The organism is Halorussus caseinilyticus (genome assembly GCF_029338395.1).
Taxonomy (GTDB): Archaea; Halobacteriota; Halobacteria; order Halobacteriales; family Haladaptataceae; genus Halorussus; species Halorussus caseinilyticus.
This window is the reverse complement of the sequence record NZ_CP119810.1, coordinates 83,538-109,100: the sequence shown is the minus strand read 5'-3', so window position 1 is coordinate 109,100 and position 25,563 is coordinate 83,538. Positions and strand designations below refer to the sequence as shown.

Genomic DNA, 25,563 nt, shown 5'->3' with positions numbered 1-25,563 from the left:
GTTAGAGGTCGCAGTTGACGCTATCGCAGGGCGGGATGGCGTCCTGTCCCTCGACTTTCTGGCGGAGCGTCACGCTCGCGGCGGTCCCCGAGTCGGGTTCGACGTTCTCGCCGACCCAGACGGGGTTCGTGGCCTGATGGTCACACTCCCGGAACTGGTTCGGCCCGAAGAGACTCCGGACCTGTAGGCCCGCCAGCGCGTCTTTGACTTCCTCGGGGTCGCTCGTCCCGGCCTCCACGATACCTTGGGCGGTCATCCGGATGGAGTCATAGGCGACCCGCGCGAAGTTGTCCGGCGTCTCGTCGTAGGCGTCCTGATACGCCGACACGAAACTCTGGTTGTCGCCGGTCTCTATCTTCGGGACGTACCGGACGCCGCCGTAGGTGCCGTAGGCCGCCGGACCGAGGGCGTTCCGGACGACCTGAAACGTCATCGTCGGACCCACGAGCGCGACCGACCCTTTCAGACCCTGATTCGCGGCCTGTTTGGTGAAGTTGATGAGGTCGCCGCCGGTCATGCCAAGTACCGCGACATCGGCGTCGGAGTTGCTGATTTGGCTGATGTACGACCCGTAGTTGCTCGCACCGAGTTGGGACTTCGAGACGCCGACTTCGGTGAACTCGCCGTTGGCTTCCTTCATCCGGGAGCGCCACTCGCGGACGACGGAGTTGCCGTAGGCGTAGTTGGCGACGTGGAACCAGACGTTCGTCCCGAGGTTGTTGACCGTCCACGGCGCGACCGCCTCGGCGATTTGGGCGGTGTTGGTCTCGGCCCGGAAGACGTACTCGTTGCACTCCTCGCCCGTGATAGGGAGGGCGGCCGCGCCGGGGTTGTAGATAATCTCCTCGCTCTCCACGAACGAGTTGAGCGCCAGCGCGGTCGAACTCGAAATCGCGCCCATCAGATACTGCGCGCCGTCTTGGTCCACGACCTTCTGAGCCTTCTGGCGTCCGGTCGCGGGTTTGGCCTGCGTGTCCTCGTAGACCGCCTCCATCTCGAAGCCGAACTCGTCGCTCTCGTTGACGTGCTGGACCGCGAGTTTCGCGCCGTTTCGCTGGCCCTCGGCGAGTCCGCCGTAGGGTCCGGTCATCGGGCTGAGAACGCCGTACGTCACGGTGTCGATGCTCTGACTCCCGCCGAGTCCCGAGCCGCCGATACAGCCCGCGAGCGCGCCCGTGCCCGCGACGCCCGCGAGTCGGAGGACGGTCCGCCGCGAAGAGCGCCCGCCGGTCCGCAGTTCCGAGTCCTCGCTACCTTGAGGGTTGTTTGCGTGGCCCATACCCGTATTCGGAATCTATAATGATAAATATCTTTGTGTGGGGTTGGCACACGCTCGCGGCCGAAATAACTAGAGCGAGTCGGTCGGAGCGCCGCGGCGCTCCGACCGACGAGTCGATTGGCGAGTCGATTGGCGAGTCGATTGGCGAGTCGATTGGCGAGTCGATTGGCGAGTCGATGGTCGATTCGGTCCGCCGTCACTCGAAGTGCGGAACCACTTCTTCGCCCAGTCGCTCGACGCACTCGACCATCCGGTCGGTGCCGATTCCGGGGTGGTAGGTCCGGAAGACGAAGTGAACGTCGTTGCCCAGCGCATCGCGGTAGGTCTCCAACTGGTCGATTACCTGTTCGGGCGTGCCGAAGATAGCTTGGTCTTTCAACTCCCGCTTGCGTTCGTCGTCCAACTCCTCGACTTCCTCGCCCGAGAAAATTTCGGCGTAGCGCCGCTGGATGTAGAAGTAGCCGTCCCTCATCTGCTCCCACGCCTCTTCTTTCGAGTCGCCGACGAAGCCGTGCTGGAGGACGTAGATTTGGAAGTCGTCGTCTTCGTCACCGTCCTCGCTAGCGTCTTCGCGCAGTCCCTCCTCCTCGCGGACGTTCCGGATGTCCTCGACGCGCTTGCGGACGCCTCCGACCGAGAGCGCGGAGGGCGCACACCACGCGTCGGCGACCCGCGCGGCCCGGCGGACCGCGGGCTTGGCCGACCCGCCGTACATGATTGGCACGTCGGAGTCTGGTTTGGGTGTCACGCTCACGTCGGGCGACACGTCGTGGAACTCGGCGTCGTAGTCGAGGGGACCCTCGGACCACGCCGCCCGGAGCAGGTCGGTGGTGTCGGCCATGCGCTCTACTCGCTGTTCGCGGGGTACGCCGAACTCCTCGAACTCGGTCGGGTTCGACCCGATGGCGAGACCGAGGGTGAGTCGGCCGTCCGCGAGCAAGTCCACCGTCGCGGCGTCCTCGGCGAGGCGAACCCCGTCGTAGAGCGGTGCGAGAGCGATGCACGTCCCGAGTTCGACGTTCTCGGTCTCGGCCGCAAGCGCACCGAGAGTCGGCATCGTCGCCGAGAGGTAGCCGTCCTCGGCGAAGTGGTGTTCGGAGACCCACGCGCTGGCGAGGCCCGAGTCGTCGATGGCCCGCCCGAGCGTCAGCATCTCGTCGTAGATTTCGCTCATCGACCGGTCGTCGTCTGGCCGTCGCTGGCAGGTGAACAGCCCCGTGCCGATTTCCATACCGGGAAGTGGGCCGGGGCCGACTTAATGTTTTATAAGGGAGGTTTCGCACCCACGAAACTTATGTAGGGAGGGCAAGGTTTTCCCACATGGTCATCGGACTCAGCGGCGGCGGGGGCGGAGCGAGCAGACCCAGCGTCTCCCAGAACTCCAACGAGGGCATCGGCGGCGGTGGCGGGTCGATGAAGGGCATTCTGGTGCTTGCGACCCTGCTGGCGATATTCTTCGCACTTCTGGTCCTGTTCGGGTAGCGAAGCGTCCGATTCGGGGAGTCGCGCATCGCTGATAAACGTTCGCGCGAGCCTTTTTGACCGAAGACGGGACGAAGTGGCCGTAGACCATGGCGACGGACTCGGAGTCGTCGGCCCGGAGCGAACGTCGGCCGGAACGCAATCAGGGCGAAGCGAGCGCGGGCCGTCAGGTGTTGTTGGAGGAGGCCCGGACGACCACCGACCAGCAACTCGCGCAGATTAACAAAAACGAGGTCGCCGCGGTCCGGACCGTTCGACTGACGTTCGTCCTCTTAGGCCTTCTCACCGGGGGCAGTCATCTCTCGTCGTTTCCGGACCTCGGACTGTTCGGCGTACTCGGGATGTGGTCACTGGTCGGGTCGCTCGTCGCTGGCCTGTTCGTCTACGGGACGACGAAGCTCTTTATCGGTTCTCGTCCGGACGAGTTGTCTATCGACTACACCGAGCGACCCGTGTCCGAAGAGACCTACGTCGAGTTGCTGAGTCGATACGAGGCCGGAACGCTGAGAAACCAGCGAATCCTGTACTCGAACGGATTTATCCTCAGCATCTCGCGTCTCTTCCTCGCTTCCGCAGTCGTACTCGTGGCGCTCGGTTTAGCATCTCACTTCCCAGTTCCTCTCCAAGCCTCGATACGAAGCTAACAGACGAACGTTTATTAGCGACTCCCGGACAACACTGACATAGCTATGACTAATGTGGGAGAAGACGACGAACCGAGCATCGTGCAACCAGTGTACGTCTACACCGGACCGAAGTTCCTCGCGGACCTCAAACTCCGAATCGGCGAGTGGTTAGACGAGCGCCGCGGGTGGTAGCCGACCGAGCAACGTCTACAATCGATAAAGAAACAAAATTATTGCTTTACTAATTATCTGCCATGCCGAAACAACGATAGTTTTCGCTCACCGCCCTACGTCTCGTCTTTCTGGACCGTCTCTTGGCCGATGAACCGGGGACGCTTCTCGACGGCGAGGAAGTTGTTCACGTCCTCGCGCGCTTCCTTGGCCTTCCCCTTGTCGGGGTCGTAGTCGCGGCTTCCCTCGCTCCCGAGGGCGTCGTAGAGTTTGTCCAAGTCCTCGAAGTAGAGTTCCGCGATGCCGTCGAACTCGGCGTTCTCGGGGTCCGTGGGCAGGACGGTGGCGTACCGGACTACGCCGTCGATTTCGCGGGCGATGGGGGTGTGTTCGTTCTGCCAGTGGTCCACGAACTCCTCGTGAGTCATCCCCTCCTGTCGGACGAGGAACGCCGAGTGCTTGTAGAGTCCGTCCGTGTCGCCGTCCACCTCGTCTTTCTGGATAATCTCCTCGCCGATGAATCGGGGTCGGCGGTCGATGTCGAGGAAGTTGTCCACGTCCTCGCGCGCTTCCTTGGCCTTGCCCTTGTCGGGGTCGTAGTCGCGGCTTCCCTCGCTTCCTAACGCGTTGTGCAGGTCGTCCAAGTCCTCGAAGTAGAGTTCGGCCAGTCCGTCGAACTCGGCGTTCTCGGCGTCGGTGGGGAGGACGGTCTGGTAGCGCGTGACGCCCTCGATTTCGCGGGCGATAGGGGTGTGTTCGTTCTGCCAGTAGTCCACGAACTCGTCGTGAGTCATCCCCTCCTGTCGGACCAGCAGGGCCACGTGCTTGTACATATTCCGAGCAACAGGTGCGACGGTGATAAAACCACACGGAGAGGGTCCGACGGGCGTCGAGAAACGAGACGGTTCGGCTCGGTGTCCGCCCGAACGGTGGACTCAGTGCCCGCCCGAAGCGAGGTGCAGGCCCACGATACCCACGACGATGACGCAGATGAACGCGATTCGCGTGAGGTCGGCGGGTTCCTCGAACAGGAAGATGCCCAACGTCGCGGTTCCGACCGCGCCGATGCCCGTCCAGACGGCGTATGCGGTCCCGACTGGGAGGTCCTCGACGGCCTTCGCCAGCAACACCATGCTGACCACGAGAGCGACGACGGTCCCTGCGGTCGGCACCGGTTTCGAGAGACCGTCGGAGTATTCGAGACCGACCGCCCACGCGATTTCGAACAGGCCTGCGACGACGAGGAGGTACCACGACATGTCGGTCACCGGTAGCCGACCCGCGGGTCTACGTCTTCCGTTTCGGACTGCTGAAAATCGAGTGCCGCTTCACCGGTCGCTCGCTGGCGGACCGGAGGTCTACTCCATGACGGTCTCGTACCCACCGTCGACGTTGAACGCCGTCCCGGTGACGAAGGACGCCTCGTCGCTTGCCAGGAAGGCGATGCAACTTGCGACCTCCTCCGGTTGCCCGAGTCGATTCAGGACGTGGGCACGTTCCCCTTGCTCTCTCATCGCTTCGGGATTCTCGAAGTCTTGGAGGAAATCCTCGAACATGGGGGTATGAACGTGGGCGGGACACACCGCGTTGACTCGGATGCCTTCCGGACCCAATCGTCCGGCTAGCGACCGAGTAAGGTTCACGACCGCGGCCTTGGAAGTCGCGTACGGAACGAGCGGCGAGTAGCCCCGCAATCCGCCGACCGACGCCGTGTTGACGATGGTGCCGCTCCCCTGCTCTTTCATGAGGGGGACGGCCGCCCGGCAACCGTTCCAGACGCCCTTGATGTTAACGTCGAAGACGTGGTTAACTTCTTCGTCACTTATCTCGCCGATGTCTTTTCTCGGACCGGGGACTCCTGCGTTGTTGCAAAGCACGTCGAGGCGTCCGTGTTCTTCGACCGTGGCGTCCACGACACTCTGAAACGCCTTGGCGTCGGTGACATCTAGTTCGGCGAACGCGGCGTCTCCATCCATCGCTTCGATTTCGCTCACGACCTCGTCGCCTCGTTCGTCGGCGATGTCGCTCACGATGACGGTTGCACCCTCCTCGGCGAAGCGTTTGGAGGTCGCCGCACCGATACCGCTCGCGCCACCTGTGACGAGAACCACTTTGTCTTCGAAGTCCATAAGTCCAAGATTATCAATACAATTTTTATAACTTTCTTAAGTTTTTATACTAGATTAATAAGTAATAATATGTTTGACGCTGTGGGTCGTCGTTTCTCCCGACTCTACTCGATGGTCAGTTTAATGGTGAAACCCGGACAATCCCGAAGACATGGGTCTGTATCAGCGCGATTTCATGGAAGGCACGCGCGGCACGATGGGCGTCGATTGGGAGGAGCGAATCGACTTCCAGCGCATGCGCCGCGAGCGCAAGGAGCGCGCGCTCGAACGCTTGCAGGAGACCGAACTCGGGAGCATGCTCCTCATCGACGACCCCAACGTCCGGTACGTCACCGGACTCGCCATGACCGGCGGGAGCGGTGCCGACCACTACACCCTGCTCACCGAGGATGGCGACGTGGTTCACTGGGACACCGCCGACCACGCGAGCAACCAGCGGTTCAACTGCCCGTGGTTGGACGACATTCGGTACGCCGCGCCCGGACTCGGTAACGTCCCGCGGGCGTCCGGCCGGAACTCCGCCCGCGATTGGCTGAAGGGCAAGATGGCCGACCTCGTGGTCTCGGCGATGGACGAGTACGGCGTCAAGAAGGAACCGATGGGAATCGACGTGGGCAATCAAGCCCTCGTCGGAAAGTTCGAGGAGCGCGGCGTCGATGTCCGCCCCGGCGAGTGCGCGCAGGTGATGGAGGACGCCCGGAAGGTCAAGACCCGCGACGAAATCGAGTGCCTGCGGCAGGTCGCGGCAATCTGTGAGGCCGGATTCCAGCGCATCAAGGAGACCGCAAAGCCCGGTATGCGCGAGTCGGAGGTGTGGGGCGAGGCGACCAAGGAACTCTGGCGACTCGGCGCGATGGTTCAGGGGGGCTACTGCACCTCCGGACCGAACACGTGGCCCAAACATCAGGCCAACACCACCGACCGCGTGATTCGGCCGGGAGACCTCGTGTACGCTGACTTCTACAACATCGGCTTCATGGGCTATCGCTCCTGTTACTACCGGACCTTCAGCATGGGCGAACCCACGCAGGCCCAGCAGGACGCCTACGAGAAGGCCCGAGACGACCTCTACGACGTGCTAGAGCGCATCGAACCCGGCGCGACCACGGATGAAATCTGCAAGGGCTTCCCCGACAGGGAGGGCGAACACATGGACTGGTACGACGCCGACGAGTACTGGGAGATGACCACCAACCACTGGGCGCACGGTCTGGGTCTCCAACTCTACGAGGTTCCGATGATTTGGCGGGGCATCTCCCCCGACCATCCCATCGAAATCGAGGAGGGGATGACGATGGCCGTCGAGACGATGCAACCCGCCGAGAATCAGGGCGTCCGCGTCGAGGAGATGGTGGTCGTCCGCGAGAACGGCGTCGAGATTCTGAGCCAGTGGCCCGTCGAGGAGATTACGACTATCGACCACTGAGCGGACCGCGGTCCTACGACGACTCCTCCTCGGTAATCGCGTCGTCCTTCGCGTTCGGCGCGCCGACGACGAGCATCCGGCCGTCTGCTTGGGCCTCGAACTGCCGCCACGTCTCGGGCGGAATCACGGTCACGTCGTCTGCACCGAGTTCGAAGGTTTCGCGCTCGCCGTCCTCGCTTTCGACGGTCACGAGAAACGACCCGTCCAGCACGTAGTACAACTCTTCTTGCTCGTCTTGGCGGTGCCAGTTGTTGGTCTCGCCCGCCTCGAACTCCCAGACGCTCGGGCGCATCTTCGCCGGACGGAGTTGGTAGCCCACGGCCTTCAAATCCGGTTCGATACCCTCCACGTCGCGTGGGTCTACGTCCGCGAGACTGGTCTTCTCGTACATCGTCGGCGATTCGACGCCGAACGGCAAAAAGGAAGAGGGCGAAGAGGAAAAGGCGGGCGAGAGGCCGGAGAACGAGCGAACGAAGCGGAGGGCCGAAGTCGGAGGACCGGGACCGCTCAGAACTCCCCGGCGACGATGTTCGAGAGTTTGCCGCGGTCGAACAGTTCGCCCGAGAAGGTGTCGGGGTAGAGGAGCGTGGCGAATCGCTCGGTCAGGAAGAGGTTCTGAATCGGTCCCTGATAGATGGGACCGCCGCGGTACACGTCGTCGTTCTCGACGGCGGTGAGTTGGCTGGCGACGTTGTGGTCCTTCATGAACGAGACCACGGTGTTTTGGAACTCCTCGCGGGTCTTGGTCTCGTGGCCCCGAACGAACAGGGCGTCGGGGTCGACTTGGAGCAGGGTCTCGTAGTCTATCTTCCCGCGGTTGGATTCGCTCAGGCCCTGTACGTCGGTGCCTTCGAGGGCGTCGGAGACCCCGAGGTCGTGGAAGTGCTTCTTGTTCGCGCCCTTCCCGTCGATGCGATACGGCGAGAACTTCTCGGGTTCGTCGCTGGCGGCGAAACAGAGCAGGCCGTTCGGTCGCTGTTTCGCGGCCGGAAGGTTCCCCTTCACGTCGGCGAGGTACGAGTCGTGGAACGACTTGAACGCCTCGTACTGGTCTTTCTTCTGGAAGACTTCCGCGACCTTCTCGAAGGCCTCGTACATCGTGTAGTAGCGGTAGTCGTGCCACTTGTCGGTCCGGCGGAAGATGGTGTTGCCGACGAAGGGACCGACCTGCTCTACGATTTGGTCCACGTCCTTCTGCTGGAGTCCGAAGAAGGAGTTGCTGACCAACCACTTGGGGTCGGTGAGGTGAACGTCGTTGTCGAGTTCGTAGTAGACTTCCTTGTCGATGCCGTTGTCGCCGACGAGTTCGACCACGCTCCCTTTGTCCAGCGACACGCCGTCCAACTCGTCGTAGTAGGAGGTGTAGAACCGGGACTTCGACCCGACCGCCGAGAGACCGTCTGCTTGGCCGAGCGCGACCCCCATGTCGGCGTAGCCGGGGAAGTAGGTTTCCCACTTCTCGGGCACCGACTCGAAGGTCACGTCGCCGACGGGGACCATCGAGACGGTGTAGGACTCGCCGCTCGCGTCTTCGGTCGTGGTTTCGTCGGTCGTCGTCCCGTCGGCCGTCGTCTCGGCCGAAGTCGTCTCGGTGGTCGTTTCGGTGCTTTCGCCGCCCGAATCGCCGGTACAACCAGCGAGCGCGAGGCCGGTCGCTACGCCCAGACTGCCCTTGATAAATCTGCGCCGCGTCTCGTCAGTTCCTTCTGCCATATCTTTTAGGCCGCCCTAAAAATACAAAGGCACTTCGATTTAGGTCGGCCTAACTCCCGGTCCTCTGTCGATTTCGCTCCGAACTACTCGTCCGAGAGCGCCCGCTTGGGGTGGATTCGGAGGTCGGACGACTGCGTGACCGTGGCTTCGACGCCGAACACGTCCGCGAGCAGTTGCTCGGTCACGACTTCTCCGGGCGGTCCCCAGTCGTAGATTTCGCCGTCGTCCATGGCAACGAGGTAGTCGGCAAACCGGACCGCCTGCGAGAGGTCGTGGAGGACCACCGCGACGGTGACGCCCTCCTCGTCGTTGAGGCGTCTGACCGTCTCCAGCACCCGGAGTTGGTGGTGGAGGTCGAGGAACGTCGTCGGTTCGTCGAGCAACAGCACGTCGGTCTCTTGGGCCAGCACCATCGCTATCCACACCAACTGCTTCTGGCCGCCGCTCAGCGCGGCGACCTCCCGGTCTCTGAGGTCGGCCACGCCCGCGAGGTCGATTGCCCGCTCGACGGCCTCGTGGTCCTCGTCGGACACCGAGTCGAAGAATCCTCGGTGGGGGTACCGGCCGTGATAGACCAGTTCCTCGACAGTGATGCTCTCGGGCGAGTCGTTCTCTTGGGAGAGGTGACCGAGTTCGCGGGCGAGTTCCTTACCGCCGTACTCGTCTATTTCCCGGCCGTTGAGCGCGACGACGCCCTGCTCCGGGTCGAGGTGGTTCGAGAGGGCCTTGAGCATGGTACTCTTGCCGCTCCCGTTCGGGCCGACCAGCGCGGTGATTTCGCCCTCGGGAACGTCGAGGCGCGAACACTCCACGACCGGTTCCTCGGTGGTCGGATAGCCGACCGCGAGGTCCTCCGCGAACAGCGCGCTCTCGGCGTCGTGGCTCATAGTTCACCCATCTCCTGCTGTCGGCGCATCAGATAGAGGAAGTACGGCCCGCCGACGAGTCCGGTCACGACGCCGACCGGAATCTGGGTCGGAGCAAGCGCGAGTCGCGCGCCCACGTCGGCGAGGACCACGAGCGCCGGACCCGCGAAGATGCACCCGACCATCAGGCGCTTGTAGTCGCTCCCGACCAGCGTCCGGACCATGTGGGGGACGACGAGTCCGACGAAACTCACGACGCCAGCGACCGAGATGGCGGCGCTGGCCGCGAGGACCGCCACGCCAGCGAGCGCGAACCGGACCTTCTCGACCGACATGCCGAGCGACCTCGCGGTGCGTTCGCCGAGCAGGAGAACGTTCAACTGCCTCGCGCCCGCGAACGCGAGGACGACCGAGAGCGCGGTCCACGGGAGCGCGATGCGGACCTGTTCCCAATCGACGCCCGTGAGCGACCCGGTGGTCCACGCGATGGCCGACTGGACGACTCCGAGGTCGTCGGCCAGATAGAACAGGCCGCGCTGGAGCGACCAGAAGACGGTGCTGACGATGACGCCCGCGAGGACGAGTCGGACCGGACTCGTCCCGCCCTTCCACGCGATGGCGTAGACGAGCAGGAAGGCCGTCGCGCCGCCGAGCGAGGCCAGAATCGGGAGGAAGGGCGCGAGTCCCGAGAACACGACCAGCGTGAGCAAGACTGCGAGACCCGCCCCGGAACTCACCCCGAGGACGTAGGGACTGGCGAGTTCGTTCCGGGTCACGGCCTGAAAGATGGCCCCCGAGATTGCCAGATTCGTACCGACCAGCGTCGCGACGACGACCCGCGGGAAGCGGATGTTCCAGACGACGAGGCTCCGCTGGCTCATCTCGGGCAGTTCGCCGCCGAGCAGGAACGCCCGCCACACTCGGAGGTCGAAGACGACGGCCGGGTCGAACACCGCGTGCCACGCCCCGACCAGCGTCATCGAATAGGTCCCGTAACTCACCTGTGCGAGTCCCGCCACGACGACCACGGCCACGCTTCCGAGGACGACCGTGGCGAGCGACCCGTCTATCCACCCGAACCGGCCGGATTCGGCCGGTGTCCGCCTCTTCCTACCGGTGTCACTCGCCATTCTCTGTTTTAGGGTACCCTAAACCAACGGAAAGCGGTTTCGATACTGTTTCGGACCGACCTCTCGATACCCAATCCTGCCGGTTCGACACGGACAAAATTATATCACGGCCGACCACAACGAGTCGATATGGCCGACCTGCTGCCCTCCAGTCCCGACTCTTCGGCCGGAGACGGGGGTGAGCCACGGGTCGTCGGCGTAGACAGCGACGACGCCGACGACTTGCTCGCCGCCCTCCAGTCGGAGACCGCCCGCGAAATTCTCGGGGTGCTGTACGACGACCCCGCGACCCCCTCCACCCTCGCCGACGAAGCCGACACCTCCATCCAGAACGCCCGGTATCACCTCGACAAGTTGACCGACGCCGACCTCGTGGAAGTCGCGGATACGGTCTACTCCGAGAAGGGCCGCGAGATGAAAGTGTACGCGCCCGTCGCGAAACCACTGGTCGTCGTCGCCGGGAGCGACGACGACGCGCCGGGCGTCGAATCGGCGCTCTCCAGACTGCTCGGTGCGCTCGGAGTTCTGGGCCTGTCGAGTCTGCTCGTCCAGCGACTCTTCGGCAGTCCGGGCGCGGGCGGGGTACTCGATACCGACCTGTCGTGGCAGGGCGACGACGCCGCGGCCGGGACGACGGCGGCCGAAGACACGACCACGGTGGAGGACGCGAGCGCCCCCGGCGCGAGCGACGGACCGAACGGCGACACGTCCGGGACCGAAGCGCCCGAACCAGTCGAGAGAGCGACGGAGACCGCGGCGCAAGCAACCCGGACCGTCGCGGAGACGACCCAATCGGCGGCCGAGACCACCCGACTCGTCACCGAGGAGGCCGCGCGGTCCACCACGACCGTCGCCGAGTCGGGCGGTGCCGCGGCGAGCAGTCTCCCGCCGGGACTGGTCTTCTTCGCGGGCGGTGTGGTCGTTCTGCTCGCGCTTGGAGTCGCGCGGTATCTGCGCGAGCGGTGACGCCGCGAGAGTGACGCCGCAACCGCCGACTGCGCGAGCGACGAGTGGCCCCTGTCGGGGGTCTCCCCCGAGAATTTTGGTTCCGGAATTTCGGAGCTAAATTTTCCGGAACGTCTCTCGGACGTGTGGAAAAACGGTGGGTCTTTAATACGATGCCGCAATAAATAGCAGTATGGAACAACTGCTCGAGAGTCGAGAGACTAGCACTGACGACGTAGACCTTTCCACCGTGGCCGACGACTTCGACTCGCTACTGTTCTGCGGTCGATGCGGCGAGCGATTTCAGGCCTCCGAAGCGACCGACGACGGTTGGTACTACCGATGTCCGGCCGACGACTGCGACGCGGAGGGCATCCACGAGGACCTCTATCCGGTGAAAGACGTGCTTCCATCGACACACTGAGTCGGCCCGCGGTCTACCACACCGCGACGGCCCTGACGGGCGACCCGTCCGCCGCCAGCGCGAGCGGGTACGCCCTGAGTTCGAATCGCGCTGGCGGGTCGCCCAGAGCCGTCAGGTTTTCGAGAACGAGCAGGTCGCTCCCGAGCAGTTCCCGGTGGGCGGGCACGCCGCCGGGTTCTTCTCCCGCCTCCGAACCGGTCGCGCTCGGCGACGGGTCCGGACTCAGCGCGTCGATGCCGACGTGATAGCCTCGCTCGGCGCACGCCGCCGCAGTCTCCGAGGCGAGGTACGGGTGGTCGTAGTAGCGGTCGGTCCCCCAATGGTCGTCCCACCCGGTCCGGAAGACCAGCATCTCGATGTCCGCGTCGTCCGGGACCGCCTCCGGGCCGATGGTCTCGCGCGCTTCCGACTCCGAGCAGTCCACGACGCGCGCGTCGAACGCGAACGTCCCCGGGTCGAAGGCGTCCAGACTCTTCCCGTCGGGTTCGGTGTGACTCGGCGCGTCGAGGTGAGTCCCCGTGTGAGTGCCGAGGCGGAGTTCCGTCACGCGATAGCCGTCGGCGTCGTGAGTCGCCGACGGCGTGCGCTCGACGGCGGGGTCGCCGGGGTAGACGGTGGTCGTCTCGTCCAGCGGGTGGGTGAGGTCGCAGGTAGGCACGCCGTTGTGTTGTCGCCCGGCGGCAAACGGTGTTGGGTTTTCGGTCTGCCGCGGGAAGGCGAGACCGAGCGGGTAGGTACCGCCTGACACGGCACGCCTTTATACTTCCTGTATCCTACCCCTCGGATACATGATGGCGACCACCCACGCCCTGTTCGGTGTCGTCCTCGCCAGCGCCGCGGTGGGCGTCGCGCCCGAGTTCGCGCCCGTCGCCCTCGTCGCTGGCGTCGTCGGGAGCGTCTTCCCCGACCTAGACCTCTACGCGGGCCACCGCCGGACGCTCCACTATCCGGTGTACTACGCCGTCGCCGCGGTCCCGGCGGTCGCCCTCGCCGTCGCGCTCCCCGGCGCGGCCACCGTCGCGTTCGCGGTGTTCCTCGCGGGTGCCGCGGCCCACTCGCTGATGGACGTTCTCGGCGGCGGTCTGGAACTCAAGCCGTGGCAGGCCCGGTCCGAACGCGCGGTGTACGACCACTTCAACGGTCGGTGGGTCCCGCCGCGTCGGTGGGTCCGCTACGACGGTGCGCCCGAGGACTTGCTCGTCGCGGTGGCGTTCGGTGCCCCGGCGCTGGTGGCCTACGACGGCCCGGTCCGCACCTTCGTCGGCGCGGTCCTGCTGGTCTCGACGGGGTACGCGCTGGCGCGCAAGCACCTCGCGGCGCTGGTCGAGCGACTGGTTCCGCTCGCTCCCGCCGCGGTCCACACCCGCCTCCCCGAGCGGTTCCGGGACGGAACCGACCCGACGCCGCGGGGCGAACCGGGCGACTGACCGTCGAACGTGGCCGCCACCACCGCCGACGAACTTTCAGAATTAAAAATATTGCTGAAGAATATCTAAATCGTTGTATAGAAATTATTTATCTTTTTCTACCGCTTCCCTGTATTGCTCCTTCGAGACGGTGTAACGGTGGAGGTCCCGAACCTCGTCGTCGGACGGCACGAAGTTCCGGAGAACGCCGTCGTGTTGGCCGCCGAACCGTCCGACGTACTTCTCGATGGCGCGTCGGGACCGCTCGTTGCCGTCCTGATGGGACGCGCCGACGAGTTCGAGGTCGAGGCGGTCAAACGCGAGTTCCAGCATCGCCGCCGCGCGTTCGCCGGAGTATCCACGGCCCCAGAACGGCCTGCGGAGCCAGATTCCCAACTCGGCCGAGCGACGTTCCCAATCGAAGTGGAGGTTGGTCGTGCCCGCGAGTTCGGCGTCGTCGCCGGACGGGTCCGCGTCGTCGCGCGGAAAGATAGCGTAGGTGGCCTGTCCCCGGTCGTCCCACTGCTCTTCCACGTCGGCGAGGTAGTCGTGGGTGTCTTTCGGCGTCTCGTGGGGGTCCCACATGACGTACTCGCTGACCTCGGCCATGTGGGGTGCCCCGGCGCGCATGTATCGGTAGAGTTCCGCCGTCGGCACGTTCTCCCGGCAGAGACGGACGAACCGCAGGCGCTCGGTCTCGATTTCCTCGGGGAACACGCATCCGGTACGTCCGCTGGAGGGATGTGTGCTTCGGCCCGCGACGGAATCCGACACCGACCGCGGCGTCCGAAGACGGTTCGGGGTACACGAACCGTCGAAAGCCAGTTTGGGTGTAGTGATGATGGGATACGGGCCCAGGACGCCAGACACTGACTACCAGTCAGGTCTGCGTTCGTAACTCGGTCCGGGCAGTTATCAATCTACGTGTTCGTACGATACTGACCAGTTTCGACGCCCGTCGGAGCGACGCGGACGCCCGCGAGCGACTACTTTCAGTTTCACTACGCTTGGCTCACCGCTTTAGTTCTCCGGTCGAGTACACGCACATGGCCAGTTCAGTCCCGCCCGCCGCGAACACCGAAATCTTCGACAGGCTCTGTGCGGCCATCGCCCGCGAGCAGGGCGGTGCCGACGTGTACCTGAAGGCCGCACACCTGATTCGCCGGAACAACGGCGCGTACTCGCTCGTCGGACTGGAAGAAGGCGGCGAGCGCGCTGTCTACCACTACGAGGGCGTCTTCGCGTCGGTCATGCCGTTCGACGAGGACGGCGTGCGACAGCACGAGGCCGAGACGCTGGCGCGAAACGAGGACGTGCGCGAGGGCCTGACCGCCGTCGAGTACGCGTGGGTCCACCCGGCCTACCGCGATTTGCTCGACTGACGACTGCGCGCCTCGCTACTCTCCCGGCCCCCGAACCGACCCTTTTTCGACCCTGCGCCGACAACTCCCGCCCGATGTCTGCTCCGTCCGACGCGCTCGCCGACGACGAGACCGTGCGCGAGCGACTGGCCCTGCGGACCGGCGGGTCGGTCGCGCTGACCGACGACCGCCTGCTCGTCGCCGCCGACGACGAACTCACCAGCGTCTCGCTGGACGACGTGGCGGAGGTGACGGTAGAGGACTTCGACTACTTCCTCGCCGTCCTGAGCGCGGTCCTCGTCGGATGGGGGTTGTACTCCACCCGGCGAAACGCGGCGCTCGGTCTCGGGTTCGCGGCGTTCGGCGCGGTCAGTCTCTACTGGACCTACCGCAAGCGCGGGAAGGCCCGAATCAAGGTCGCCGGGCGACCCAAGCCGATTTCGGTGTTCCCGGCCGACCCCGCGGCGTTCTACGACGCGCTCGAACCCCTGCTGGCCGAGGACGCGGGCGACGATTCCTCGGAGGAAGAGACCGCGTGAGGACCGAGCGACGACCTGCAGAACCGAGACGACCCAAAAACCACCGGCGCGCGCTGGCGCGACCCTCGTGGTCGCGCCGACCCGCGCGAGGGACGAGCGAACGAGTACCCGACGGGTACGAGTGAGGGAGTCGGTTGGGGAGGGTGTGGCCCGCGGTGGCGGTGCCGTGCGGTGCGGTTGCGGTCTGATTGGCTCAAGCCTGTCGCTAGCTTCTTTGTCTTCTCCTCTCCTCTCCTTACTAGACGCTCACGACGACGTTGACGCCGACTCGTCGCCGTCGTCCTCGCCGCTCTGACCCAAGTCGCGCTTGCCGAGCGACGGGGCGGCGTCCACGTCGGGCGTGAGTTCCTCGCCGTGAATCAGGTCGGTCACGACGATGCGGACCGCCTGAATCACCAGCACGAAAAACAGCGGGAGCAGGAAGAAGCCGTACCACCCGAACAGCATCGGGCCGAGGATGTACGCGAACATCATGACGCCCATGTGAATCTGGTTGCCCGAGATGTAGGGCTGGAGGAACGTCTGTGGAAGGATGTCGAGTACGAGAAACGAAACCACCAGCAGGCCGATAGGGTAAATCATCGCCGGGCCGCCCTGTCCCGCGGCGACCCACGCGAGGTACCCGACCAGCGGGACGTAGACGATTTTCCCGACCACGAGGGGGACGAGACTGGCGACCCCGGTCAACAGCGCCAGCAGGACGGCGAACGGGATGGTCAGCGCGGGCGGCGCGACGAAGTTGAACCCGTAGTAGACGACCGCCGACAGAATCGCCATCGTGAACACGAACAGGACGTTGCCGTAGAACACCGTCTCTAGTTCGTCGTCCACGGCGTGGGCGTAGGCGTGGCCCGTCGTCCCCTTCGGCGCTATCTCGTCGCGGAACCACGCCGCGATTCGGTCGTCGTCCCGCAGGAGGAAGAACGCGAACCCGAACGACAGCGATAGCAGGACGGCAAGCCCCACCACCGCCCCGAGCGCCGACAGGACGGCGTTCGCCAACTGGCGAATCCGGCCGGTATCGACCGACTGGACCTGCTGGGGGTTGTTCAACAGCGTGTTCACGAGGTCCTGCTGGTTCGTACTCAGACTCTCGACGTTCAACAGCGGCGCGAGGATACTCCCCGGCGTCCCCGACAGCGAGGCGGCGTCTCGGAGGCCCGCCACGAGGACGTAGCCGACGACGACGAGGATGGGAGTCACGATACCTAACAGCGTCAGCGCCGCCGCCACGCCGTCCCTATCGACGTGTGCGCCGACGCGCTCGCAGATTGGCCGCGAGGCGTAGTAGAGGAACACGCCGAGTACGAACATCCCGACGAAGGAGTAGCCGACGTAGACCACGCCGAGGGCGAGCGCGAGCAGGTAGAGCCACCACGCGATGCGGTTCCGGTCGCGGTCGATGAAGTCGTTCCAGTTCACGGTGGGTCAGATTGCCGTCGCGCCCGCGGCCACCGGGAGCGCGATGCCGGTGACGAAGCGGGCGTCGTCGCTCGACAGCCACACGAACGCCGCGCTCACGTCCTCGGGTTGGACGATTTCGCCCAACACGTTGTCCGGGCCGGACTGCTCGGCGACTTCGGCCATCTCCTCGCCGATGGATTCGACGATGCCGCCGGTCGTCGGCGTGTCCACGGCGGTCGGACACACCGCGTTGACCGTCACGTCGTGCGGAGCCAACTCCATCGCCAGCGTCTTGGTCAGACCGAGGACGCCGTGCTTCGCGGCGGTGTAGTGGCCCAGACCCGGCGAGGCGACCATCCCGGCGGTCGAAGGGGTGTTGACGATGCGCCCGCCCTCGCCGCGGTCTATCATGTGCTGGCCGACGTGTTTCGCGCAGAGCCACCTCCCCTTCAAATTCACGTCGAGCGCGTGGTCCCACGTCTGTTCGTCTAACTCCATCAGGCCCGAGACGGGCGCGACCCCGGCGTTGTTGGCGAGGAAGTCGATGCGGCCGAACTCCGAGACGGCACGTTCGACGCCCGCCTCGACTTCCCTCTCGTCTGCCACGTCCATCTGGACGCCGAGCGCCGACTGGCCGCGGTCTTCGACCTTCCGGACCGTCTCGTCCAGTTCGGTCTCGTCGCCGAGTTCGTAGGCCGATTCGTCGGTCGTCTCGCAGATGTCGGCACACGCCACGTCCGCGCCGTTCTCGGCGTACCGCAGGGCGTGCGAGCGACCCTGCCCGCGCGCGCCACCCGTCACGAACGCGACCCGGCCGTCGAAATCGTACTCCGCCATTGTTCTCCTACAGAGTCACGGGTCCGACGGGTAAAACGCTGTTCGCCGACTCGTCGGGCGCGCCGCCGTCGCTCGGACTGCCGGGCGTCGTGGGCGTCGATAGCAGTCGTTTCGCGTACCGGCCCGGAAAAAAGCGTTCGCGTTCGGCGATTGCGGTCAGTTACCGCCCTCGCCGTCCGTCTCGTTGCCGCCCCCGCCGGGAGAAATATTTGAGATTCGTTTCTTATCATTCCTAAATATATGGTTAAAAATTTTATTTATTTATAGAGAAATAATTGTATTTCTGTGAGCGGCGGAGATAGCTACTGCCGACTCCGATGAGGACGGGACCGGGCTCACGCGTGTACCTGAAATCTCCCGGAGTTCTCGCGCTCAGAAGTCCTCTTCGAACTCCGCTTCTCCGCCCCAGTCTTCTTCCTCTTCGAATCCCTCTTCTTCGCCCCAGCCGTCTTCTTCTTCGCCGCCACCGAGCGCGTCCGCGATAGTTCCGAGGATTCCACCCCCTTCTTCCTCCTCCTCGTACGCTTCTTCCTCGTACTCCTCATCCTCCTCGAAAGCGTCGTCTACGTCGATGTCGTGGTGTTTGTGGTGCTTTTTGTGGTGTTTCTTGCCGCCGGTCAGCGCGTTCAACTCGCCGGGGTCGAGCCACACGCCGCCACAGTTTTCACAATAATCTATCGTCACGCCATGTTCCTGTCGCTGTGACAGTTTGGTACCACATTGCAAACAGTCGAGTCCGCGTCCATGTGCCATGATAGCGCAGTCATGTCCCTACGTATATAATTACTTCGAGAGTGTTCGCACCCGGCCACCGAGAGGAAGAGAGACGCCCGGAGCAGATGGCCATCCGAGTCCTCTTCGAGTTCACCGCTCGACCGGGGGTCCACCTCACGCGCCCTACTCGACTGGTCAAAACTATAAACTGACGGGCAATTCCCTCGTTCGGGTGGACTCGAAAGGGGCCGCCCGCTCGCGTTTACGTGGTCGTCTCAGCACGGCCACTATTTCGCACCGCAGAACTGCGCGTGCGAAATATCCTGCTGAGCGACCGTGAGCGGACGGGGGCTTTTGAAACGTTCTTCGTCGTGACTCCGTTCACTTCGCCTCGCTCCTCGCCAACGTCGGTAACTCCCTTCAACTCCAAGAGGCGTCATGGTCAACGCCTTCTGGTTGGACCGCGACGTGGACCAGACCGCCCGATGGCTGGTCGATTCGCACGTTCTCTCGTCGGTGTTCGAGACGGCGATGGTCCTGACGACTGCGGTCCAAGCGAACGGCTACGCCGAGGGCGACCCAGCGACCCACCGGTTCTCGTAGAGGACGGACTCCACGTCCACCGTCGCCGGTCGAGTCGCCGTCTCCGAGAGCGAGACACCCCGGACCGCGACGTGTCGGTTCTCACGCGCCGCCGGGGTGGACGTGCGCGCGCGCGAGACGGTCGCTGGGGTCCGAGTCGCGCGCTACGACTTCGAAGTCGCCGACCGGTCGGCACCCGAAATCGCGGCCCGACTCCCGGCCGCGGTATCGCCTCCGGCCGCGCCGCCGTCTCGGGCCGCGCCGCCACCTCAACGCCGCCCTCCGGGAGCGAATCGAGCAGGCCCGTGCGGAGCGCAATCCGGTGCAAGCAGAGTGAGAGAGACCGTACCGTACGCTCGCACGCCTAAACTACGGAATTGACCCGTACGGCGACTCCTTCTTGATTTCTCACACTACTTCCGTGATATGACGAAAGGTGTTTCTATGATGGGGGGATAATCCCTTTGATAATGCGAGAACTCGACGAAACCGACCTCGAAATTCTGCAACTGCTGGTTGCGGACGCCCGCCGACCGTACAACGAAATCGCGGACGCGGTGAACCTCTCGCCACCGACCGTCTCGGACCGCATCGACCGACTCCGGGACCTCGGCGTCGTCAAGCGGTTCACGGTGGACTTAGACCGGTCGCTCCTCTCGGACGGAGTTGCAGTCCTCGTGGACCTCCACGTCGAACCCGGCCGCGTCTCGGAGGTCCGGAACGGCGTCGAAGGCATCGACGGCGTCGAACACCTCTTCGTGACTGCCGACGGCAACGTCATCTTCCACGCTCGCCTCCGAGACGGGGCGGTCGAACCGCTACTCACGGACGCCATCGACATCGACGCGGTGCGCGAGTACGACGTGAAACTGCTCGAAGACTCGGCGTGGCACCCCGAACCGCGCGGCGTCGAGTTCGCGCTGGAGTGCGACGAGTGTGGCAACTCCGTCACCAGCGAGGGCGAATCCTCGCACATCGACGGTGAACTCTACCAGTTCTGCTGTTCGTCGTGCCAGTCGCAGTTCGAAGAACGCTACGAGGACCTGAAGGAAGCGGCCTGAACGCTCTGCTCTACGTCTCGTCGCCGACCCGCGGGTCCAGCAGGGTGTACGCGAAGTCCTGAAACAGGTTCCCCAGTAGCGCGACGAACGCCGGGAGGAGCGTCGTCGCCAGAATCAGACCGATGTCCCGCTGCTCGATGGCCTGATACGCCAACTGGCCGACGCCCGGAACCCGGAACACGACTTCCACGACGTAGACGGTCAGAAACAGCACGGTGAGCAGTTCGGCGAAGAACACCGTCAACAGCGGTAGCGCGGCGTTTCGTAGGACGTGGCGGCCGATGGTCCGAGCGTCGGCACCGCTGGCCCGCAGAGTCTTGACGAACTCGGCGAGCAGGTACTCGCGGGACTCCGCGCGGGCGTAGCGCGCTTGGGCCGCCAACAGGTTCAGCGCGACCACGAACGCCGGGAGCGCCAGCGAGACCAGATTCTCTGCGGTCCAGAGACCGTACCGCGGGTCGTAGTACGCCCGATACCACGAGAAGTGAAGGATGGACGCGACCAACAGGAGTTCGCCGAGGACGAACCCCGGCACGCCGAGTCCGACGTAACTCAGCGCCGCGCTCACCCGGTCAACGACGCCGTTCGGTCGCATCGCCGAGACCAGCCCCACGCCGACGCCCAGTAGCGTCGAGACGACGACGGCGGGCACGAGATACGCCAGCGTCACCGGGATGCGGTCGGCCAGCGCGTCGGTGACGGGTCCGCCAGTCGTCACCGACCGGCCCCAGTCGAGGGTAGCGTACCCCACCATCCAGTCGGCGTACCGCTGGAAGACGGGTTCGTCGTAGTTCCGGGCCTGTTCGTAGGCGGCGACGGCCTGCTTGGAGTCCTCGGACATGTTCGCGGGGTCGCTCGGGTCCGCGGCCGCGAACGAGACGAGGGCCTCGTTCGGGTCGGGCGTGTACGCGAAGACGAAGAACGCCCCCGAGAGTATCAGGTAGGCGGCAAACGCCGTCCACGCGACTCGCTTGAGGAGGAACCAGTGGGTGTCGTTCACGGGTCTTGGCTGTGAATCTCACACCGGATTGTTAAAGTTTACCGTCCTGATACGACTCGCGGGGGTCGGCGAACGGACTCCGTAGTAAAGGGATAAAAACATGTCTTTAACAATTCTATACATTGTTTAAGGAATTGTTTGCCTGTCCCTGCCGCCTCGGCGTCGTCGCCTACAGACGACGACGCCGAGGCGCGATGGACCGGATTCGTCGCGATGGTCGGTGGGAGTCGCCCGTCAGCGGTCGCTGTCGGCCAGCGAAGTCTGTCCGCGCCGACGGCGAATCGCCGTCGGCGCGGCCTGCCGGTCTTCGTGGACCTTTTTAAGGTCCGTGTACAGCGGGGGTCCACGAAGCGCGGAGTCGATTCGAGCGCGTGAGAAAGCTTTATTTCGGCTATGGGCGAAATATCACCCCCCGTTGCAGGACCCAGAAAACCCACCACGGGATTGAAACATCCGCGAAGGCTGGTACGCTGTCTTCGGTCGTTGCAGGACCCAGAAAACCCACCACGGGATTGAAACCTCGACTGGTGGGTCATCCAGCGCGACAACCCCAGTCAGGTTGCAGGACCCAGAAAACCCACCACGGGATTGAAACCGGTCGAAAGATACTGCCGGGACCAATATCGACTGTCGGATGTTGCAGGACCCAGAAAACCCACCACGGGATTGAAACTGGTTCCCGAGGTCGTACTCGTCTACGTCGTCGGCTGTCCCGGAACCCCTCGCTCCGCCGCCAATCCAAACCCTTTAGTAATCTTGCTATGACTTCGCAAATCAAATGTCAGCGTACGTACTTCGGCGGGCGACCGTCTCGCGGGAGGTGCGGTAGCCCGTGGCGACCGACTCCGGCGACCGGGCGACGTTCGAGTCGGTCGATTGGTCGGCGGTGGACCGCGGGCGGCGACTTCCGGCGGCGCGGACCCTCGCGTTTCTGGCGGCGGTCGGTCTCCTCCTCGCGGCGTTCGCCTACGACTACCTCGTCGCCGACGGACCGCTGGCGGCCGGGTGGTCGCCGACGCCGCTCGACTGGCTTTCGCTGGTCGGGGTCGCGGCGTTCGCGTGCTACGTCGTGGTTCCGCTGGCGCGCAACCGGCAACTGACGCGGCGCTACTGGCGGCAACTCCGGCAAGACCGACTCGCCGTCGCCAGCCTCGGATGGTTGGTCTTTTTCGTCCTCTTCGCGCTGGTCGGGCCGGTGATTCTGGGCGACCCCGAGACCGCGCCGATGGGGATGGGCGCGGCCGAGTCCCGGTACGGCATCCCCATCTACCAGCCACCGGTCGGCACCAGCGTCTCGGAGTTCGCGGTCACGACCTGCCACGGTCCGGTCTCGAACGGGAAGTGCTGGGGGACCCTGCTCCACCCTCTCGGGACGACCAACACCGGCAAGGACGTGCTGGCGTTCGTGGCCCGCGGCGCGCGCGTCGAGTTGAAACTCGCGTTCGTCTCCGGGATGATTCTCGTCCCCGTCGCCACCGTCGTCGGCACCGTCGCGGCCCAGTTCGGCGGTCGGGTCGATTCGCTGTTGATGCGCTACGTGGACCTCCAGCAGGTCATCCCCGCCTTCTTCGTCTACCTCGTCGCGCAGGTCGTCTACGGCGGAAGCCTCCTGCTGATGGTCGTCGTCTTCGGCCTGCTCAACTGGGGCGGGGTCGCCCGACTCGTCCGGAGCGAGGCGCTCAAGAAGCGCGAAACCGGGTACGTGAGGGCCGCCCGCGCCGCCGGGAGTAGTCGCCTCGCGGTCGTCCGCCGCCACCTGATGCCCAACGTCTCGAACGCGGTGGTGACGGCCATCACGCTCCAGATTCCGATGCTCCTCATCGTGGAGACCACGCTGTCGTACCTCGGTCTCGGCCCGATGCAGGGCCAGTCGTGGGGCTACCTCGTCGAGACCAGCATCCACGACGACAACTTCCCGACGCTGGTGTGGTGGGGCGTGGCCGCGCCGGTCGGCTTTCTCGTCGCTACCGTGGTCTCGCTCAACCTCCTCGGCGATGCGCTCCGGGACGTGCTGGACCCGCGAACCGACGGCCACTCCGACGGGGGGCATCGATGAGCGACCCCCTGCTGTCGGTCCGGAATCTCCGCGCCCGGTTCGCTGGCGAACCGGGCGCGGAGAGCGATGGGGGTTCGGGCGCGGACGAGTCGGGCGGTGCCGGGTCGGGCGAAGTCCGCGCGGTGGACGGCGTGAGCTTCGACCTCCACGCGGGCGAGACGGTCTGTCTCGTCGGCGAGTCGGGGTCGGGAAAGACCGTCACCTGCGAAGCACTCACCCGCCTCGTCCCCGCGGACCTCGACGGCGAAATCCGGTTCGACGGCCGGAACCTGCTCGACCTCTCGGAGTCGGAACTCCGCGACGTTCGCGGCGAGCGAATCGCCCACGTCTTCCAGAACCCGCAGGGCGCACTCGACCCGGTGTACTCCGTCGGCGCGCAACTCCGGGAGGCCGTCGTGCGAAACCGCGACTCGTCGGACCTGTCCGACGAGTCGCCCCGCGAGGTGGCAATCGACCTGCTCGACAGGGTGGGCATCCCGGAGGCCGCGGCCCGGTACGACGACTACCCTCACGAGTTCTCGGGCGGGATGAAACAGCGCGTCGTCATCGCCATGGCGCTCTCGGGCGACCCCGAACTCCTCGTCTGCGACGAACCCACCACGGCGCTCGACGTGACGATTCAGGCCCAAATCCTCGACCTCTTGGGCGAACTCCGCGAGGAACGCGACGTTGGCGTCCTGTTCGTCACCCACGACCTCGGGGTCGCCGCGCAGGTCGCGGACCAAATCGTCGTCATGTACGGCGGGAAGGTGATGGAACGCGGCGGCGTCTCGGAAGTCTTCGACTCGCCGAGCCACCCCTACACCCGCGCTCTGATGGGCTGTCTGCCGGGCGTGGGGTCGGCGCTCGACCCGATTCCGGGCGACCCCATCGACCCGACCGACCCGCCCGATGGCTGTCGGTTCCACCCGCGATGCACCGCCTCCGTCGCCGCGTGCGAGTCCGGCGACCAACCTCCGCTGTACGGGACTGACCCGGAGTCCGAGAACGCCGCCGACCACTGCGCTTCGTGCGTGTTCTACGGCCCGGACCGCGACCCCGCGGACCTCCCCGACCCCGCCGACCTCGCCGAGTCGGTCTCCGCCGCCGCGGTCACGAGGGAGGGCGACGATGACTGACTCGCCGACAGACCCGCTGACAGACTCTCTGCTGTCGGTCCGAGACCTGACGAAGCACTACCCCGTCACCGAGGGACCGCTCAACCGAGAAACCGGCAGAATCCGGGCGGTGGACGGCGTGAGCTTCGACGTGGCGCGCGGCGAGACGGTCGGACTGGTCGGCGAGTCCGGATGCGGCAAATCGACCGTCGCCACGACCCTGATGGGACTGGAGAATCCGACCGCCGGGCGGGTCTCGTTCGACGGGACCCCGGTCGCGGGCCGCGACGACGCCGACCGCCGGGACTTCCGGCGACGGGTCGGGATGGTGTTTCAGGACCCCACGTCGAGTTTCGACCCGCGGATGACCGTCGGCGAGTCGGTGGCCGAACCACTCGCGATTCACGGCCTCGACGATAGAACTCGGCGGCGCGAAATCGTCGCCGACCTGCTGGAGCGAGTGGGCCTGTCGGCCGACGACGCCGACCGCTACCCCCACGAGTTCTCCGGCGGCCAGAAACAGCGCGCCGCCCTCGCGCGCTCCCTCGTCTTGAATCCCGACCTGCTGGTCGCCGACGAACCCGTCTCGGCGCTTGACGTGTCGGTGCAGGCCGGAATCCTCTCGTTGCTGGCCGACCTCCAGCGCGAGTTCGACCTCGGAATCCTGCTCATCAGCCACGACATGGCCGTCGTCCGCGAGATATGCGACCGGGTGGCTGTCATGTATCTGGGCGAAATCGTGGAACTCGGACCCACCGACGAGGTGCTGGCCGACCCCCGACATCCCTACACGCGGGCGCTGGTGTCGTCGGTGCCCGCGCCCGACCCCGACCAGCGAGGCGGGGGTGCGCGCCTCTCCGGAGACGTGCCCTCGCCGTCGGACCCGCCTTCGGGGTGTCGGTTCCACACGCGCTGTCCCGAAGTCGTTCCGCCCGAGGGCTACGACTTCGAGCAGGCCGACTGGCGGGCCGTGATGGACTTCCGGGTCGCGCTCGCAGGCGACGACTTCGACGCCGAGACGCTCCGGGAGTCGGCGCGCACGACCGACGCCGACGCCTCGGACGCGGACCTGCGGCGGGTCGTCCGCGAGCGATTCGACCTCCCGGACGAACTCGGGGACTCCGGGGCCGAGGCGGTGCTATCGTCGGCCATCGACTCGCTGGTCGCCGACGACGCCGAGGGCGCGCGCGCTCTGCTTGCCGACGAGTTCGAGACGATTTGCGAGCGCGACCCGCCGGAACTCCACGAGACCCCCACCGGGCACCCGGCGGCGTGTCACCTCCACGACGAGGCGGAGTAGCGTCGGCGACACCGG

29 protein-coding genes are annotated in these 25,563 nt (G+C 65.1%); 14 read left to right on the top strand and 15 right to left on the bottom strand.

Annotated features, from left to right (window positions below; all coding sequences use genetic code 11):
• Position 1: 1 nt before the first annotated feature.
• Both P2T60_RS18115 and P2T60_RS18110 read right to left on the bottom strand, forming a co-directional pair.
• Complete coding sequence (locus tag P2T60_RS18115) at positions 2 to 1,279, bottom strand: ABC transporter substrate-binding protein (protein ID WP_276282521.1); 1,278 nt, start codon at positions 1,277 to 1,279, stop codon at positions 2 to 4.
• 196 nt (positions 1,280 to 1,475) lie between these two features.
• Positions 1,476 to 2,510: an LLM class flavin-dependent oxidoreductase gene (locus P2T60_RS18110; protein ID WP_276282520.1), complete on the bottom strand. Its 1,035-nt coding sequence runs from the start codon at positions 2,508 to 2,510 to the stop codon at positions 1,476 to 1,478.
• 89 nt (positions 2,511 to 2,599) lie between these two features.
• Between P2T60_RS18110 and P2T60_RS18105 the strand changes: the two genes are divergently transcribed.
• The 3 genes from P2T60_RS18105 (at position 2,600) to P2T60_RS18095 (ending at position 3,579) form a co-directional block, all read left to right on the top strand.
• On the top strand, positions 2,600 to 2,761 hold the full coding sequence (locus P2T60_RS18105; RefSeq protein ID WP_276282519.1) for a hypothetical protein: 162 nt from the start codon (positions 2,600 to 2,602) through the stop codon (positions 2,759 to 2,761).
• 89 nt (positions 2,762 to 2,850) lie between these two features.
• Positions 2,851 to 3,405 carry a hypothetical protein gene (locus P2T60_RS18100; protein ID WP_276282518.1) on the top strand — a complete coding sequence of 185 codons (555 nt, stop codon included), beginning with the start codon at positions 2,851 to 2,853 and terminating at the stop codon, positions 3,403 to 3,405.
• 45 nt (positions 3,406 to 3,450) lie between these two features.
• Positions 3,451 to 3,579 (top strand): hypothetical protein, encoded by a 129-nt coding sequence (locus P2T60_RS18095; protein WP_276282517.1) that lies wholly within the window; start codon positions 3,451 to 3,453, stop codon positions 3,577 to 3,579.
• 95 nt (positions 3,580 to 3,674) lie between these two features.
• On the opposite strand, the gene P2T60_RS18090 is transcribed toward P2T60_RS18095, so the two are convergent.
• The 3 genes from P2T60_RS18090 to P2T60_RS18080 form a co-directional block, all read right to left on the bottom strand.
• Positions 3,675 to 4,391, bottom strand: coding sequence for an EthD domain-containing protein (locus P2T60_RS18090; RefSeq protein ID WP_276282516.1), 717 nt, complete (start codon positions 4,389 to 4,391; stop codon positions 3,675 to 3,677).
• 102 nt (positions 4,392 to 4,493) lie between these two features.
• Positions 4,494 to 4,817: a quaternary ammonium compound efflux SMR transporter SugE gene (gene sugE / locus P2T60_RS18085; protein WP_276282608.1), complete on the bottom strand. Its 324-nt coding sequence runs from the start codon at positions 4,815 to 4,817 to the stop codon at positions 4,494 to 4,496.
• 99 nt (positions 4,818 to 4,916) lie between these two features.
• Entirely contained in the window at positions 4,917 to 5,687 is a 771-nt protein-coding gene (locus P2T60_RS18080; protein ID WP_276282515.1) for an SDR family NAD(P)-dependent oxidoreductase, read from the bottom strand.
• 157 nt (positions 5,688 to 5,844) lie between these two features.
• On the opposite strand from P2T60_RS18080, the gene P2T60_RS18075 reads away from it, so the two are divergent.
• The gene (locus P2T60_RS18075) at positions 5,845 to 7,113 is read left to right on the top strand and encodes a M24 family metallopeptidase (protein ID WP_276282607.1); all 1,269 of its coding nucleotides are present in this window, start codon (positions 5,845 to 5,847) and stop codon (positions 7,111 to 7,113) included.
• Between the two features lie 13 nt (positions 7,114 to 7,126).
• Here the strand turns inward: P2T60_RS18075 and P2T60_RS18070 are convergent, their stop codons facing one another.
• The 4 genes from P2T60_RS18070 to P2T60_RS18055 form a co-directional block, all read right to left on the bottom strand.
• Positions 7,127 to 7,504 carry a cupin domain-containing protein gene (locus P2T60_RS18070; RefSeq protein WP_276282514.1) on the bottom strand — a complete coding sequence of 126 codons (378 nt, stop codon included), beginning with the start codon at positions 7,502 to 7,504 and terminating at the stop codon, positions 7,127 to 7,129.
• 116 nt (positions 7,505 to 7,620) lie between these two features.
• The gene (locus tag P2T60_RS18065) at positions 7,621 to 8,826 is read right to left on the bottom strand and encodes an ABC transporter substrate-binding protein (RefSeq protein ID WP_276282513.1); all 1,206 of its coding nucleotides are present in this window, start codon (positions 8,824 to 8,826) and stop codon (positions 7,621 to 7,623) included.
• An 83-nt stretch (positions 8,827 to 8,909) separates the two neighbouring features.
• Positions 8,910 to 9,713, bottom strand: coding sequence for an ABC transporter ATP-binding protein (locus tag P2T60_RS18060; protein ID WP_276282512.1), 804 nt, complete (start codon positions 9,711 to 9,713; stop codon positions 8,910 to 8,912).
• Complete coding sequence (locus P2T60_RS18055; RefSeq protein WP_276282511.1) at positions 9,710 to 10,822, bottom strand: FecCD family ABC transporter permease; 1,113 nt, start codon at positions 10,820 to 10,822, stop codon at positions 9,710 to 9,712. Before P2T60_RS18055 ends, P2T60_RS18060 begins: the two co-directional genes overlap by 4 nt.
• Before the next feature lie 129 nt (positions 10,823 to 10,951).
• On the opposite strand from P2T60_RS18055, the gene P2T60_RS18050 reads away from it, so the two are divergent.
• Together P2T60_RS18050 and P2T60_RS18045 are read left to right on the top strand one after the other, a co-directional pair.
• Positions 10,952 to 11,788, top strand: coding sequence for an ArsR/SmtB family transcription factor (locus tag P2T60_RS18050; protein ID WP_276282510.1), 837 nt, complete (start codon positions 10,952 to 10,954; stop codon positions 11,786 to 11,788).
• A gap of 172 nt (positions 11,789 to 11,960) precedes the next feature.
• A complete protein-coding gene (locus tag P2T60_RS18045) occupies positions 11,961 to 12,191 on the top strand; it encodes a recombinase zinc ribbon domain-containing protein (protein WP_276282509.1) in 231 nt (76 codons plus the stop codon).
• Positions 12,192 to 12,204: 13 nt separating this feature from the next.
• Here P2T60_RS18045 and P2T60_RS18040 read toward each other — a convergent pair whose 3' ends face one another.
• Positions 12,205 to 12,849: a cyclase family protein gene (locus tag P2T60_RS18040; RefSeq protein WP_276282508.1), complete on the bottom strand. Its 645-nt coding sequence runs from the start codon at positions 12,847 to 12,849 to the stop codon at positions 12,205 to 12,207.
• A gap of 130 nt (positions 12,850 to 12,979) precedes the next feature.
• Between P2T60_RS18040 and P2T60_RS18035 the strand changes: the two genes are divergently transcribed.
• Positions 12,980 to 13,618: a metal-dependent hydrolase gene (locus P2T60_RS18035; RefSeq protein ID WP_276282507.1), complete on the top strand. Its 639-nt coding sequence runs from the start codon at positions 12,980 to 12,982 to the stop codon at positions 13,616 to 13,618.
• A gap of 84 nt (positions 13,619 to 13,702) precedes the next feature.
• Here the strand turns inward: P2T60_RS18035 and P2T60_RS18030 are convergent, their stop codons facing one another.
• A complete protein-coding gene (locus P2T60_RS18030) occupies positions 13,703 to 14,371 on the bottom strand; it encodes a GNAT family N-acetyltransferase (RefSeq protein ID WP_276282506.1) in 669 nt (222 codons plus the stop codon).
• A gap of 272 nt (positions 14,372 to 14,643) precedes the next feature.
• Between P2T60_RS18030 and P2T60_RS18025 the strand changes: the two genes are divergently transcribed.
• Positions 14,644 to 14,979, top strand: coding sequence for a hypothetical protein (locus P2T60_RS18025; RefSeq protein ID WP_276282505.1), 336 nt, complete (start codon positions 14,644 to 14,646; stop codon positions 14,977 to 14,979).
• A 74-nt stretch (positions 14,980 to 15,053) separates the two neighbouring features.
• Positions 15,054 to 15,497 carry a hypothetical protein gene (locus P2T60_RS18020; protein WP_276282504.1) on the top strand — a complete coding sequence of 148 codons (444 nt, stop codon included), beginning with the start codon at positions 15,054 to 15,056 and terminating at the stop codon, positions 15,495 to 15,497.
• A gap of 246 nt (positions 15,498 to 15,743) precedes the next feature.
• Here the strand turns inward: P2T60_RS18020 and P2T60_RS18015 are convergent, their stop codons facing one another.
• The 3 genes from P2T60_RS18015 to P2T60_RS18005 all read right to left on the bottom strand — a co-directional run bounded on the left by P2T60_RS18015 (position 15,744) and on the right by P2T60_RS18005 (position 18,491).
• On the bottom strand, positions 15,744 to 16,919 hold the full coding sequence (locus P2T60_RS18015) for an AI-2E family transporter (protein ID WP_276282503.1): 1,176 nt from the start codon (positions 16,917 to 16,919) through the stop codon (positions 15,744 to 15,746).
• Positions 16,920 to 16,925: 6 nt separating this feature from the next.
• On the bottom strand, positions 16,926 to 17,738 hold the full coding sequence (locus P2T60_RS18010; protein ID WP_276282502.1) for a mycofactocin-coupled SDR family oxidoreductase: 813 nt from the start codon (positions 17,736 to 17,738) through the stop codon (positions 16,926 to 16,928).
• A 372-nt stretch (positions 17,739 to 18,110) separates the two neighbouring features.
• A complete protein-coding gene (locus tag P2T60_RS18005) occupies positions 18,111 to 18,491 on the bottom strand; it encodes a TFIIB-type zinc ribbon-containing protein (RefSeq protein WP_276282501.1) in 381 nt (126 codons plus the stop codon).
• A gap of 399 nt (positions 18,492 to 18,890) precedes the next feature.
• On the opposite strand from P2T60_RS18005, the gene P2T60_RS18000 reads away from it, so the two are divergent.
• Together P2T60_RS18000 and P2T60_RS17995 are read left to right on the top strand one after the other, a co-directional pair.
• Complete coding sequence (locus P2T60_RS18000; protein WP_276282500.1) at positions 18,891 to 19,055, top strand: hypothetical protein; 165 nt, start codon at positions 18,891 to 18,893, stop codon at positions 19,053 to 19,055.
• 449 nt (positions 19,056 to 19,504) lie between these two features.
• A complete protein-coding gene (locus P2T60_RS17995) occupies positions 19,505 to 20,095 on the top strand; it encodes an AsnC family transcriptional regulator (protein WP_276282499.1) in 591 nt (196 codons plus the stop codon).
• A gap of 10 nt (positions 20,096 to 20,105) precedes the next feature.
• Here the strand turns inward: P2T60_RS17995 and P2T60_RS17990 are convergent, their stop codons facing one another.
• Complete coding sequence (locus P2T60_RS17990; protein ID WP_276282498.1) at positions 20,106 to 21,095, bottom strand: ABC transporter permease; 990 nt, start codon at positions 21,093 to 21,095, stop codon at positions 20,106 to 20,108.
• 832 nt (positions 21,096 to 21,927) lie between these two features.
• Here P2T60_RS17990 and P2T60_RS17985 point away from each other — a divergent pair.
• Genes P2T60_RS17985 through P2T60_RS17975 form a run of 3 tightly spaced genes read left to right on the top strand, consistent with a single transcriptional unit; the run spans position 21,928 to position 25,548 of the window.
• Entirely contained in the window at positions 21,928 to 23,151 is a 1,224-nt protein-coding gene (locus P2T60_RS17985) for an ABC transporter permease (RefSeq protein ID WP_276282497.1), read from the top strand.
• The gene (locus P2T60_RS17980) at positions 23,148 to 24,269 is read left to right on the top strand and encodes an ABC transporter ATP-binding protein (protein WP_276282496.1); all 1,122 of its coding nucleotides are present in this window, start codon (positions 23,148 to 23,150) and stop codon (positions 24,267 to 24,269) included. Before P2T60_RS17985 ends, P2T60_RS17980 begins: the two co-directional genes overlap by 4 nt.
• The gene (locus P2T60_RS17975; protein ID WP_276282495.1) at positions 24,262 to 25,548 is read left to right on the top strand and encodes an ABC transporter ATP-binding protein; all 1,287 of its coding nucleotides are present in this window, start codon (positions 24,262 to 24,264) and stop codon (positions 25,546 to 25,548) included. Before P2T60_RS17980 ends, P2T60_RS17975 begins: the two co-directional genes overlap by 8 nt.
• Positions 25,549 to 25,563 lie beyond the last annotated feature (15 nt).